This is a genomic window from Pseudidiomarina insulisalsae (assembly GCF_003987065.1).
GTDB lineage: Bacteria > Pseudomonadota > Gammaproteobacteria > Enterobacterales > Alteromonadaceae > Pseudidiomarina > Pseudidiomarina insulisalsae.
The window spans coordinates 299266-311654 of record NZ_PIPY01000002.1 but is presented as its reverse complement, the minus strand read 5'-3'; the positions used below and the strand labels follow the sequence as shown (position 1 = coordinate 311654).

General features: G+C 53.2%; 10 protein-coding genes. 5 read left to right on the top strand and 5 right to left on the bottom strand.

Going from position 1 to position 12389, the window contains the following annotated elements:
- Nucleotides 1-167: 167 nt before the first annotated feature.
- Together glyS and glyQ are read right to left on the bottom strand one after the other, a co-directional pair.
- Nucleotides 168-2237 carry a glycine--tRNA ligase subunit beta gene (glyS, locus tag CWI71_RS02955; RefSeq protein WP_126753766.1) on the bottom strand — a complete coding sequence of 690 codons (2070 nt, stop codon included), beginning with the start codon at nt 2235-2237 and terminating at the stop codon, nt 168-170.
- Between the two features lie 3 nt (nt 2238-2240).
- Nucleotides 2241-3146 (bottom strand): glycine--tRNA ligase subunit alpha, encoded by a 906-nt coding sequence (glyQ, locus tag CWI71_RS02950; RefSeq protein WP_126753765.1) that lies wholly within the window; start codon nt 3144-3146, stop codon nt 2241-2243.
- An 84-nt stretch (nt 3147-3230) separates the two neighbouring features.
- On the opposite strand from glyQ, the gene CWI71_RS02945 reads away from it, so the two are divergent.
- Both CWI71_RS02945 and CWI71_RS02940 read left to right on the top strand, forming a co-directional pair.
- Nucleotides 3231-3830 (top strand): DNA-3-methyladenine glycosylase I, encoded by a 600-nt coding sequence (locus CWI71_RS02945; RefSeq protein WP_126753764.1) that lies wholly within the window; start codon nt 3231-3233, stop codon nt 3828-3830.
- A gap of 7 nt (nt 3831-3837) precedes the next feature.
- Nucleotides 3838-4317, top strand: coding sequence for a GNAT family N-acetyltransferase (locus CWI71_RS02940; RefSeq protein ID WP_126753763.1), 480 nt, complete (start codon nt 3838-3840; stop codon nt 4315-4317).
- Between the two features lie 218 nt (nt 4318-4535).
- Here the strand turns inward: CWI71_RS02940 and tusA are convergent, their stop codons facing one another.
- The 3 genes from tusA to fadB form a co-directional block, all read right to left on the bottom strand.
- On the bottom strand, nt 4536-4772 hold the full coding sequence (gene tusA / locus CWI71_RS02935) for a sulfurtransferase TusA (RefSeq protein ID WP_126753762.1): 237 nt from the start codon (nt 4770-4772) through the stop codon (nt 4536-4538).
- Nucleotides 4773-4875: 103 nt separating this feature from the next.
- Entirely contained in the window at nt 4876-6042 is a 1167-nt protein-coding gene (fadA, locus tag CWI71_RS02930; protein ID WP_126753761.1) for an acetyl-CoA C-acyltransferase FadA, read from the bottom strand.
- Nucleotides 6043-6053: 11 nt separating this feature from the next.
- The gene (fadB, locus tag CWI71_RS02925) at nt 6054-8195 is read right to left on the bottom strand and encodes a fatty acid oxidation complex subunit alpha FadB (protein ID WP_126753760.1); all 2142 of its coding nucleotides are present in this window, start codon (nt 8193-8195) and stop codon (nt 6054-6056) included.
- A gap of 137 nt (nt 8196-8332) precedes the next feature.
- On the opposite strand from fadB, the gene CWI71_RS02920 reads away from it, so the two are divergent.
- From CWI71_RS02920 to CWI71_RS02910, 3 genes are read left to right on the top strand one after another with little or no spacing between them, the layout of a single operon-like run.
- Entirely contained in the window at nt 8333-10315 is a 1983-nt protein-coding gene (locus CWI71_RS02920; RefSeq protein WP_126753759.1) for a lytic transglycosylase domain-containing protein, read from the top strand.
- 4 nt (nt 10316-10319) lie between these two features.
- Nucleotides 10320-10946: a YigZ family protein gene (locus tag CWI71_RS02915; RefSeq protein WP_126753758.1), complete on the top strand. Its 627-nt coding sequence runs from the start codon at nt 10320-10322 to the stop codon at nt 10944-10946.
- Nucleotides 10937-12388: a TrkH family potassium uptake protein gene (locus tag CWI71_RS02910; protein ID WP_126753757.1), complete on the top strand. Its 1452-nt coding sequence runs from the start codon at nt 10937-10939 to the stop codon at nt 12386-12388. The genes CWI71_RS02915 and CWI71_RS02910 overlap by 10 nt, the downstream gene beginning before the upstream one ends.
- Nucleotide 12389: the final 1 nt, after the last annotated feature.

The window sequence follows — 12389 nt, the reverse complement described above, 5'->3', positions numbered from 1 at the left end:
GCCATTGCCAGCGCTGTAGTAAGTTGCATAAAAAAATCCGTAGCCAGTGTTAACTAACTACGGATTCTGATCTATTGGGAGGATCGGTCAAGCGATCGCTAAAATATTTCTTAACTGATCGGCATTAGCCAATCGGCTCCTTTTTTATTTCCTGTCGCAACTAAAGTTTACTGATTCAGTACTGAGATATCAGCAATTTGCAAAAAGAGTCCGCGTAGGCGTTGCAGTAATGCCTGACGGTTTTCTCTTACCGCATCGTCATCTGCATTCACCATAACATTATCGAAGAACGCGTCGACGGGCTTTTGTAGCGCCGCTAGCGCCTTTAAAGCACCGGTATAGTCACTTGCCTTAAGTGCATCGGCAGAACGCAGCTCGGCTTCTTCCAGCGCCTTTACAAGCTCTATCTCTTCCTGTGCTGACAACAATCCACTATCGATTTTGTCGGCAATGGGGCTATCAACTTTCGCAAGAATATTGGCTACACGTTTGTTAGCGGCGGCTAAGGCGTCTGCCTCTGGCAGCTGGCGAAACGCTGCTACGGCATGTACGCGACGGTCAAAATCAACCGGTGCGGTAGGACGGCGTGCCAATACCGCCTGAATAACGTCAACGCTGATACCTTGTTCCTGATACCAGGGACGGAAACGGCCGAGCAAGAATTCAACCACTTCATTTTCAACGTCTGGGTTGGTTAACAGGTTTCCGAAACTTTCTTTCGCCAGAGCCACCAACTCTTGCAGATCAAGCGGCAGGTCCTTTTCAACAATAATGCGCAGTAAACCAATAGCCGAACGACGCAACGCAAATGGGTCGCGATCACCTTTTGGCGTCTGGCCAATACCAAAGATACCTACCAGCGAGTCGAGCTTGTCAGCAATGGCCACGGCACAGCCCGGTACAGTTTGCGGTAACTGGTCGCCGCTAAATCGCGGCAGATAGTGTTCAAAAATCGCCTCGGCGACACCATCAGGTTCACCATCATGGCGAGCATAGTGCATACCCATAACGCCCTGCGTTTCAGGAAACTCCAACACCATTTGCGAGGTCAGGTCCGCTTTACACAAAAAGCCCGCGCGTTCAGCAATGTCACTGTTACTGCCTAACTGCGCGGCAATTTTACCGGCTACCAATGCAATGCGGTCGGATTTGTCTTTAATGCTACCTAACTGCTTCTGGAACAAAATGGTTGCCAGGCTATCTACGCGCTCAGCGAGAGGCGTCTTCTTATCGGTCTCAAAAAAGAATTGTGCATCGGCCAGGCGAGGGCGTACAACCCGCTGGTTACCGGAAATAATCTGTTGCGGATCCTTACTGTCAATGTTGGTAACAAACACGAATGTTGGCAGCAAATTCCCTTCATTATCTTCCAACGGGAAGTACCGCTGGTCGTCTTTCATGGTGACAATTAATGGCTCTTTGGGAACGTTCAGAAACTCAGCGTCGAAGTCGGCACTAAGTACCACAGGCCACTCTACCAGTGCCGTCACTTCATCAAGTAGCTCCGCATCAGGTTGAACGCGTCCTTTTGCAGTCTGCGCCTGTTCATTTATACCTGCTTGGATGTTTGCCCGACGTTTTGCAAAATCAGCGACAACCCAGGCTTTCTCAAGTACCTCTTCGTACTCATCAGCGTGGCGAATGCTCGTGCCTTGCGGACAGTGGAAGCGATGACCTAACAATTTATTATTCGACGCAACACCAAGTACTTCACCGGCAATCAATTCATCACCATGCAACATGGTGACGGTGTGTACGGGACGAATAAACTGAACGTTACTGTTGCCCCAGCGCATCGGCTTCGGAACAGGTAACTGATCCAGCGCTTTGGCGACGAAGTCGGGCAAAATGGCATGCAATGGCTGGCCCTTCACTTCGGCACGGTATAACAGCCATTCGCCTTTGTCAGTGCTCAGACGTTCAGCTTGCTCAACGCTGATACCGTTAGAACGGGCCCAGCCCTGTGCTGCTTTGGTAGGGTTGCCGTCGGCATCGAAGGCAACGTCGACAGAGGGGCCGCGTTTTTCGACGACTTGATCTTCTTGTTGGCTCGCCACTTCAGTCACCTGCACAGCTAAGCGCCGTGGGGTTGCCATGGCGCGGACCTCGCCATGCTTAATAGTGTTATCTGTTAACTGTTGGGCCAGGTTGCTGGCAAAGGCTTCACTCAGGCCTTTCAGCGCCTTTGGCGGTAATTCTTCAGTGCCAATTTCTACGAGTAGGGTAGCGAATTCCACGACTTATGCTCCTTGCTCTGCCAGAGGGAAACCAAGCGCTTCGCGCGCAGCGTAATAGGCTTCGGCGCAGCCTTTCGCCATGGTGCGGACACGCAATATATAACGTTGACGTTCGGTCACGGAAATCGCATGACGGGCATCAAGCAGGTTAAACGCATGTGAAGCGCGCATGACCTGTTCGTATGCTGGCAGCGGCAAATTATTGGTTAGTAAGTGTTCACACTCACGCTCGCATGCGTCAAAACGGTCGAATAGCACCGCGACATCAGCATGTTCAAAGTTGTAAGTGGACTGCTCGACTTCGTTTTGGTGGAACACATCACGGTAGAATATCTTACCGCGTGGGCCATCGGTCCAAACCAGATCGTAAATACTATCCACGCCTTGAATATACATGGCCAGACGCTCAAGCCCGTAGGTAATCTCACCGGCCACCGGCTTACATTCAAGGCCACCGACCTGCTGGAAATAGGTAAACTGAGTTACTTCCATGCCGTTCAGCCAAACTTCCCAGCCTAAGCCCCACGCCCCTAAAGTGGGTGATTCCCAGTTATCCTCGACGAAGCGAATGTCATGCACCAGAGGGTCAAAGCCAAGCATCTCTAACGAGCCCAGGTACAATTCCTGAATATTGCTGGGCGACGGCTTAAGAATGACCTGAAACTGATAGTAATGTTGCAAGCGGTTCGGGTTTTCGCCGTAACGACCATCGGTCGGACGCCGGCAGGGCTGAACATAAGCGAAGTTCGCTGGCTCAGGGCCAACGGCGCGCAAAAAGGTCATCGGGTGAAAGGTTCCGGCGCCCACTTCCATATCGAGCGGCTGCACCACGGCACATCCTTGCTGCGCCCAGTAATCCTGGAGCGCGAGGATGAGACCTTGAAAGGTTTTTACATCATAGCTGGCCATGGGTTGTTCTCGTGCTGATTTTTAATCAAAATTGGCGTAAATTATACCCTTTGTTGATGCAGGGTTACAGGAGCGCGTCCAAAAATGCAGTCTTCAGTGCAAAGATGTCGCTGGTGCGGTAACGACCCACAGTATGTTCACTACCACGACACGGTCTGGGGACGGCCGGTGGCCGACAGCCAGGAGTTGTTTGCCAAGCTCTGCCTCGACGGTCAGCAGGCCGGCCTGAGCTGGATTACGATTCTACGCAAACAGGCAAACTACGAAGCGGCATTTTGTGACTTTGATCCTGAGAAAATAGTCAGGTTGCCTGAAGACTACAAAAGCGAACTCATGCAGAATGCGGGAATTGTCCGCAACCGACTGAAAATTGAGTCTATTTTCAAAAACGCTAAGGCGTTCCTGGAACTGCGCGAGGCTGGTATGCCATTCAATACCTTTTTATGGCAGTTCAGTGACGGTTCGCCGCGTATCTTTGCTCGTCAGGGAGACGACATTCCCACCTCAGATAAAGTTTCTGATACTATGGCTAAAGGCCTGAAAAAAGCTGGCTTTAGCTTTGTTGGCACAACAATCTGTTATGCGTTTATGCAGGCGGTGGGCATGGTGAATGATCATGTCGTACACTGTCATTGTTATCACGAGGTCTGTGATGAAATGCGTGACTTTTCTTTAATAACGTGAGTACGACATGGTTGATATAACTTTAGCTGATTATCAAAACCCGAAACATCGTCAGGCGGTCGTGGCGATGCTTGATGATTACGCACAGGACCCGATGGGAGGCGGCGAGGCATTACCTGCCGACACCAGAGAAAACCTGATTGACGAGATGGCAAAGCGTGATTATGTATTCTCGCTGATTGCTTTCGTTGACGACGAGCCGGTGGGGCTGGCCAATTGTGTGGAAGGCTTCTCGACGTTTGCTGCCAAACCCGTGATGAATATTCACGATATTGCGGTCACTGAAGACTTCCGCGGCAAAGGCATCGCCAAGCGCTTACTGGAAGAAGTGGAAACCCTGGCGCAATTCCGCGGCTGCGTGAAGCTCACCCTCGAAGTGCTACAAGGCAACGAACCAGCAAAAATCGCCTACGAAAAGTTCGGTTTCAAACCCTATCAACTCGACGAATCCAAAGGCAAAGCCGAATTCTGGCAAAAATACATCTAATCCGCGCCGGCCTTTGTGCGAAGCCAGAATGCTAACTCAATGGGACGCCGTAAACCCATCCCTGGGGGCTTGTGTGCCGCATCCATGCGGCACGCACCCATTGAGTTAGCATTCTCGCTCCGCACCCGGCCTTCGCAACACGATTAATGTTTTTATCTTTTAAACGAGAAGCGCAGCGTACGAATAGCGCAGCGCAGAATAACGAATAACGCTTTTCCTCACCCGCCTTTGCGGATGACGTAGCGATAGGGCGCGCGCGTTGTTTCTGCGAGCACTAACTCGTGATCCATAAAACGGCAGAAGCTTGGAATGTCGCGTGTGGTGGCGGGGTCGTCAGCAATGACTTCGAGCAGGGCGCCGTGCTCGAGTCGGCGGATGGCAGCGCGGATCAGCATCACGGGCTCGGGGCAACGCAGGCCCAGGGTGTCGAGGGTTTCGGTGATGGTTTCAGTCACGGATGCTGCTTCCTTTGTTGTGCTGGCCGATAAAAAAATGCCGCGTTCCGATGGGAATGCGGCATTTATTTTACGGTAAAACCGTGCGGGTAAAAAGCGCGTCTTAGTCGAGGCGCTCAAACACGGTGGCAATACCTTGGCCAAGGCCAATGCACATTGTGGCAAGGCCCAGGGTGGCGTCTTTGTTCTCCATCAGGTTCAGCAAGGTGGTGGAGATACGTGCGCCGGAGCAGCCGAGTGGGTGACCCAAGGCAATCGCGCCGCCGTTGAGGTTCACTTTTTCGTCCATTTTCTCCAGCAGGCCCAGGCTTTTCAACACTGGCAGTGACTGTGCGGCGAAGGCTTCGTTAAGCTCGAACAAGTCGATGTCGTCGATGCTCAGGCCGGCACGCTTCAGTGCTTTTTTGGTGGCCGGTACGGGACCGAAGCCCATGATGGATGGGTCGCAACCGGCGACGGCCATGGCGCGGATTTTCGCCCGAGGCTTAAGGCCGAGCGCTTTGGCTTTGTCGGCTGACATAATCAGCATGGCGGCGGCGCCGTCTGACAGTGCAGACGAGGTGCCGGCGGTCACGGTGCCATTGGCCGGGTCAAATACTGGGCGCAGTTGTGCCAGTGCTTCGACGGTGGTTTCCGGGCGAATGACTTCGTCTTCTTTGATCAGGCGCAATACGCCGTCGGCGTCGTGACCTTCAATCGGCAGAATCTCTTTGGCAAAACGGCCATCAATGGTGGCCTGATGCGCGCGCTGGTGTGAGCGGGCGCCAAAGGCGTCCTGGGCGGCACGATCGATATCAAATTTCTTCGCCAAAAGTTCCGCGGTCATGCCCATAGAGCCTGAGGCGCGGGCTACTGACTTGTTCATACCCGGATGGAAGTCGATGCCGTGGGTCATGGGCACATGGCCCATATGTTCAACACCGCCGGCGATAAAGATATCACCGTCGCCAGCCATAATGGCGCGCGCTGCGTCGTGCATGGCTTGCATGGACGAGCCACACAGACGGTTGACGGTAACTGCGGCGACATGATGCGGAATACCGGCAATTAACGCGGCATTACGGGCAATATTGAAGCCTTGTTCAAGGGTTTGCTGTACACAGCCCCAATAAATGTCTTCGAGTTCGTTTACGTCAACTTCCGGATTGCGCTCCAGCAGGCCTTTCATCAGGTGCGCCGAGAGATCTTCGGCGCGAACGTTACGAAATACGCCGTTCTTTGAGCGTCCCATTGGGGTACGAATACAGTCGACAATCACTACGTCTTTCATAAATTCCTCCGTTAGCCCGCAAAGTAAGATTTACCGGCTTTCGCCTTTTCACGCAGGCCGTCGGTGACTTGATACATTTCACCTAAATGCGCGTATTTGTCTGCCAGCTCGACAAAGTTGGCAAGGCCCATGGTTTCGAGGTAGCGGAAAGGTCCGCCACGGAATGGTGGGAAGCCAAGGCCATAGAGTAAGGCAATGTCACACTCAGCGGCAGAGCCGACGATGCCTTCTTCAAGGCAACGCACACACTCGTTGACCATAGGGACCATGGTACGGGCGATGATTTCGTCAGCGCTAAGCTCTTTGCCCGTAATGTCGAGCATGTCGTATACTTCCGGGGCTTTTTCTTTGGTCGGGCGACCTTTTTTGTCGGTGCCGTAGTTGTAAAAGCCTTTGCCGTTTTTCTGGCCGTAACGCTCAGCTGCCGCCAGCTTAGCAATGGCGCTATCAGTGTCACGCGGCATGCGTGATGGGAAGCCTTCGGCCATAACCACGGTGCAGTGGTCGGCGGTATCAATACCAACAACGTCTGACAGGTAAGCCGGGCCCATTGGCCAGCCAAATTTCTTTTCCATCACTTTATCGATAGCAGCGAAATCGACGCCTTCGTCGACCATTCCGGCAAATCCAGCAAGGTAAGGGAATAACACGCGGTTGACCAAAAAGCCCGGGCAGTCATTCACGACGACTGCGGTTTTGCCCATACGTGATGCATAGGCAACTACGGCGTTGACGGTTTCGTCTGGAGTCTTTTCGCCCCGAATAATTTCAACTAATGGCATTTTGTGCACTGGGTTAAAGAAGTGCATGCCGCAGAAGCGTGACGGATCTTTCAGATTTTTCGCCAGCCGGTCGATCGAGATAGTTGAGGTATTCGACACGATAATGGCGTCATCGGCGACGATATCTTCCATTTGCGCCAGTACTTTGCCTTTTACATCTGGATTCTCAACCACGGCTTCAACGACGATATCGACGTTTTTAACGGCTTCATCGAGCAAAGTAGGGGTGATCGAGGACAGAATTTTCGCCATTTTCTTATGGTCAATCTTGCCACGCTCAACCAACTTGCCAAGAATTTTGCTCGCTTCGCCCATACCCTGATCAAGGGCTTCCTGACGAATGTCTTTCATGACAACAGGCACGCCTTTGTATGCCGACTGGTAGGCGATGCCACCGCCCATAATGCCAGCGCCCAAAACGGCGGCTGATTTGATTTCTTTAGTCGCTTGTTTTGCCGCTTTTTTGGCTTTGCCTTTAACAAACTGATCGGCCATGAAGATACCGACCTGGGCATGACATGCGTCGGTCTGCGTGAGGCCTACGAAAGCTTCATTTTCAGCATTCAGCGCCTCTTCGCGATAATCGCGCGCGCCATCTTCAATGGCTTTAATGGCTGCATGCGGCGCGGGGTAGTGCTTGCCGGCTTTCGCGGCAACCATGCCTTTGGCGGTCACCAGGGTCATGGTAAGTTCGGTATCATTGGCTTGTAGCGGTTCCAACTTCGGCTGACGCTTGGCCTGCCAGTCAAGGTCACCATTTATTGCCTGGCTGACCATAGCCAAAGCGGCTTCGCGCAGCTTCTCAGGCGCGACAACGGCATCGACCAGACCCACTTTCTGCGCGTCAGTGGCCGAGTTATTTTTGCCGGTAGTGATCATTTCCAAAGCGTTATCAGGGCCAATAATGCGTGGTAAACGCATGGTGCCACCGAAGCCCGGAATAAGACCTAATTTAACTTCCGGCAGTCCGATGGTCGCGGAGGTGTCTGCCACACGATAATCACACGCCAGCGTTGCTTCGCAACCGCCACCCAGCGCAAAGCCAGTGATAGCAGCAACGGTAGGCACCGGTAAATCTTCCAGTTGGTCGAAGACGCGAGACGCTTTGTGGACCCATTGTTTGGTCTGTTCAACATCGGCAAACAAGGTTTGGAATTCAGTGATATCCGCACCTACAATAAAGGTGGGCTTACTGCTGGTAACGATAACACCGCGCAGGTCGTCGGTTTCGGCAAGCTTTGCCAAAGCCTGGCTGAATTCTTCCAAGGTTTTCTGGTCGAATTTGTTTACTGAGCCGGCGGCTGCAAACTGCAGCTCAGCAATACCGTCAGAAACAAATTCAACCCGAATGCTATCACCCTGATAAATCATATAAGGTCTCCTGATTTTCAGATTGCTTTCGGTTAGCGTATGATTCGTAGTAACGCGAAGATACGATATGTAATGACAAAGAGTTTGGCCCGATTGCGCTTATTTTTCAATGATTATTTAAACGAGCGTTTGAAATTATGCGGTTAGTTCGATGTACAATTTGTGCGCTTCTGTTTACGGCCCTGACAAGCCCGGCGAGCCTTGCTGAGCCCAAGATTCATGACCCGAAGCTGGCAACTGACGATAAGCGCGCGCAACAGCGAGAGCTATTTGTGCAAGCTGAATATGCGGCCAAGCGGGGACGAATGGCTGAATATCAACAACTTGTTGCGGCACTCGATAACTATCCTTTATTGCCTTATCTCGAGTTGGAGCGGCTGCAACAGGTGGGTTATCTGGCCAATGAAGACCGGGTATTGCAGTTTTTTAATGCCACCAAAGACACCCCCATGGACTGGCAGTTACGCTACCCCTGGCTTGATTATCTGGCACGCAAGGATGAGCAACAGCGCTTTTTACGCGACTTTCGACATCCAGGTAAGGTGGAGCATCGCTGCTATTTCTGGCGTTTTACTCTGGAGCAGGGCACCCAGCCCAAACCCGCGGTCTTACGCGCGGTTGATCAGTTATGGCTAACCGGTGAGTCGCTACCTAGAGCCTGTGATCCCTTGCTTGCCAGCTGGACTGCTGCGGGTCGTCGTAACGAGGAACGGGTCTGGCAACGGGCGAAGCTCGCCGCCGAGGAGGGTAAGCACACCTTATTACCTTATCTGGCAAGCCTGGTGGAAGAGCCAACACGCTCGCTTATTCTGAGTTACCGTCAGGTACGCCGTAACCCGGCGAATCTGGTGCGCGAACTGGATAACCTGACGGACCACTCCGGGCGTAATGCTGAGCGCGCCGCCAGCATTATTGCCTACGGGTTAGGTCGTCTTATCTGGCGCGACCCCGATTTGGCCATACGCACCATGACAACGCTACCTGATTCGGTGCTACTGACGCCCTCGCAGGTGACAGAACTGGAACAAAAGTTTGCCGTAGCACTTAGTGCGAAAGATCATCCTCAGGCACACGAGTGGCTGATGCGGCTTGAACCCTATGAGCATGACGCGCAGACGCTGCAATGGCAGCTGGCTGAATGGGTGCGCGAGGGAAACTGGCAGGCCTTTATTGATGACCCCGTGGCAGAACTGGCGACGTCGACCGAAAGCGCGCAGTGGCGCTACTGGCGCGGCCGTGCCTATGAAGAGCTGAATCAGCCGCAACGGGCGCGCGCGCAATTTGAAGAAGTGGCGGGTCAACGTAACTATTATGGCTTTCTGGCCGCCACCAAATTAGATCAGCCGCTGCAACTGGCGCGCGAACGGTTGAATTATTCAGCGGATGAACTCGATACCCTGCGAAGCCTGCCCGGCGTGCAGCGTGCTTACGAGTTTTTGCAGTTAAAGCGTTATCTTGACGCGCGCCGTGAATGGTACCAGTTGCTGCAGGTAACCACGCCGCGTGAACAAGAACTAATGGCGGCTCTGGCATCGCAGTGGGGCTGGCATGATCAGGCTATTTACACGCTGGGACAGCTGGGCGAGTTCGGCGCGATAGCACAGCGTTTTCCCTTTGCCTATGAAACTGAGCATCGCGAGCACGCCAAAGCTGCGGGTATTGATATGGCGTGGGCGTTAGCTATATCGCGCCGGGAAAGTTCGTTTCGCTTTGACGCGCACTCTCATGCCGGCGCTCATGGTCTGATGCAACTGCTGCCGACCACGGCTAAGTATGTAGGTCGTCGTGATTACAGCCGCTTCGATCTGTATCAGGTGAATACCAATATTTTACTTGGCACGCGCTATCTGGCCGATCTAAAGCGGCGGCTCGGCGGTAACTGGGTGCTGGCGACAGCGGCCTATAACGGCGGTATTTACCGGGTCGTTGACTGGGTGCCGGAACAGCCTATGGCGATGGATCGCTGGATTGAAACCATTCCCTACAAAGAAACCCGGGACTATGTAAAAAATGTACTCGCGTATCAGCAAATCTATCTGATGCTGGAACAGTCAGAGCCGGATAATCGCTTTGCCGATGTTGCTGCCATGTTCATCAGTCGTGAAAGCGTAGGTTTGTGACATTATGCAGGCTTATCGGATACCCGGCGCAGCGGCGGTGACTGAACTTGAGATCAAGCACAGTCGCTTTATTACGTCGGTCGCCCATGCCGACTCGCCAGCGGCGCATCAGCAGCACATCCGGCAGTGCCAGCAGCGCTGGCCAGGTGCCAATCATTACTGCAGTGCGGCGGTAACCGGCGCCCCTGACGATAGTCAGAGCTACGCCATGAGCGACGATGGTGAGCCGGGGGGTACCGCCGGACGGCCGATGCTCAACGTATTACTGAATCAGCTGGTGGGTGAGGTCTCGGTGGTGGTAACGCGCTATTTCGGCGGTATCAAACTTGGCACCGGCGGATTGCAGCGCGCCTATTCACAAGCGACGGTGGAGGCATTGCAAACAGTCGATTTTATTGAGAAAAAAGTACGCAAAGCAGCCCGTTTGCACTACGATTATGCAGATCAAAAAGTTGTCTCGCATTGGCTGGCACAGTACGATGCGCTGACAACTGCGCAGGAATTTACCGACACCATCACGCAGACGATTGCGATTGCCGACGCCGATAGCACCGATCTGGCCGACGCACTAAAAAATGCGACACAAGGGCGTGTCGAACTAAAAATAATAGAGGAAGCGCCGTGCGCCTAAGAGGTATTTTTCGAGTCCTTGGATTATTGATCTGTGTATTCAGTGCAACCTTGCTGCCCCCGGCGGTCGTTGCGCTTTATTACGGTGACGGCGGCGGTACCGCCTTTATGCTGGCCTTTGCTATCAGCATTGTTATCGGCTTTTTGGTCTGGTACCCCAACCGTTCAGTGCATTCTGATCTGAAAGTTCGCGACGGCTTTTTGTTAACGGTGTTGTTCTGGACCGTATTGGGCATGGTCGGCGTAATGCCGCTGTGGTTCGCTGAAGAGCTACCGCTGTCCTTCACTGACGCGGTGTTTGAGTCTTTTTCCGGGCTTACGACCACCGGCGCAACGGTGATTCAGGGCATTGAAACCCTGCCACATAGTCTTATGTTCTACCGCCAGCAGCTTCAGTGGCTGGGCGGAATGGGTATTATCGTATTGGCAGTCGCCATTTTGCCGATGTTGGGTATCGGTGGTATGCAGCTCTACCGCGCCGAAATACCCGGGCCACAAAAAGATACCAAAATGACCCCGCGTATTGCCGATACGGCAAAACACCTCTGGTATATTTACGTTGCGCTAACCGCAGCGTGCGCGGTTGCTTATCACCTGGCAGGTATGAGCTGGTTTGATGCCATCAGTCATGCCTTTTCCACCATTGCAGTCGGAGGGTTCAGTACCTACGACGCCAGCATGGGTCACTTTGACAGCGCAACTATCAATACCATTTGCGTGGTCTTCTTGCTGTTATCGTCAATTAACTTCGCCATTCACTACGCAGCCATAACCGGACGTAGCTTGATGAGCTACGTGCGCGACCCAGAGGTCAAAGCTTTTTTAGGTATTCAGCTATCACTGGTTTTACTCGTGTTCGCGACTGTCCTGGTACATAAGCAATTCGCAGATACCGGTACCGCGTTTAATCAGGCTATGTTCCAGGCCGTGTCGATCAGCACCACCGCAGGCTTTGCGACCACCGATTTTGCTTCCTGGCCGCTGTTCCTGCCGTTGCTACTGGTATTCGCAAGTTTCATTGGTGGCTGTGCCAGCTCAACTGCGGGTGGCTTGAAAGTAGTGCGGGTAGTGCTGTTATTCCGCCAGGGCATGCGCGAGCTGAACCGGCTGGTGCATCCGGCCGGTGTTTACACGGTGAAGCTGGGCAACCGGATCTTACCGCCGCGCGTGGTAGATGCAGTATGGGGCTTCTTTGCTGCTTACGCGCTGGTATTTGTGGTAATTATGCTGGGCTTACTGGCCACCGGACTGGACGATATTACCGCGTTTTCAGCGGTCGCGGCATGTCTCAATAACCTGGGTCCTGGCTTGGGCGATGTGGCCGCGAACTACGCCACCATTCCTGATGCGGCGAAATGGCTGCTGGTGGTCGCTATGTTATTCGGTCGTCTGGAAGTCTTCACGATACTGGTGCTCCTGACCCCGACCTTCTGGCGCTCGTAGC

Excerpts from the sequence above, each read along its gene's own strand:
- glyQ (WP_126753765.1), bottom strand. The coding sequence starts at position 3,146 with ATGGCCAGCTATGATGTAAAAACCTTTCAAGGTCTCATCCTCGCGCTC.
- CWI71_RS02945 (WP_126753764.1), top strand. The coding sequence starts at position 3,231 with ATGCAGTCTTCAGTGCAAAGATGTCGCTGGTGCGGTAACGACCCACAG.
- CWI71_RS02940 (WP_126753763.1), top strand. The coding sequence starts at position 3,838 with ATGGTTGATATAACTTTAGCTGATTATCAAAACCCGAAACATCGTCAG.
- fadA (WP_126753761.1), bottom strand. The coding sequence starts at position 6,042 with ATGAAAGACGTAGTGATTGTCGACTGTATTCGTACCCCAATGGGACGC.
- fadB (WP_126753760.1), bottom strand. The coding sequence starts at position 8,195 with ATGATTTATCAGGGTGATAGCATTCGGGTTGAATTTGTTTCTGACGGT.
- CWI71_RS02920 (WP_126753759.1), top strand. The coding sequence starts at position 8,333 with ATGCGGTTAGTTCGATGTACAATTTGTGCGCTTCTGTTTACGGCCCTG.
- CWI71_RS02915 (WP_126753758.1), top strand. The coding sequence starts at position 10,320 with ATGCAGGCTTATCGGATACCCGGCGCAGCGGCGGTGACTGAACTTGAG.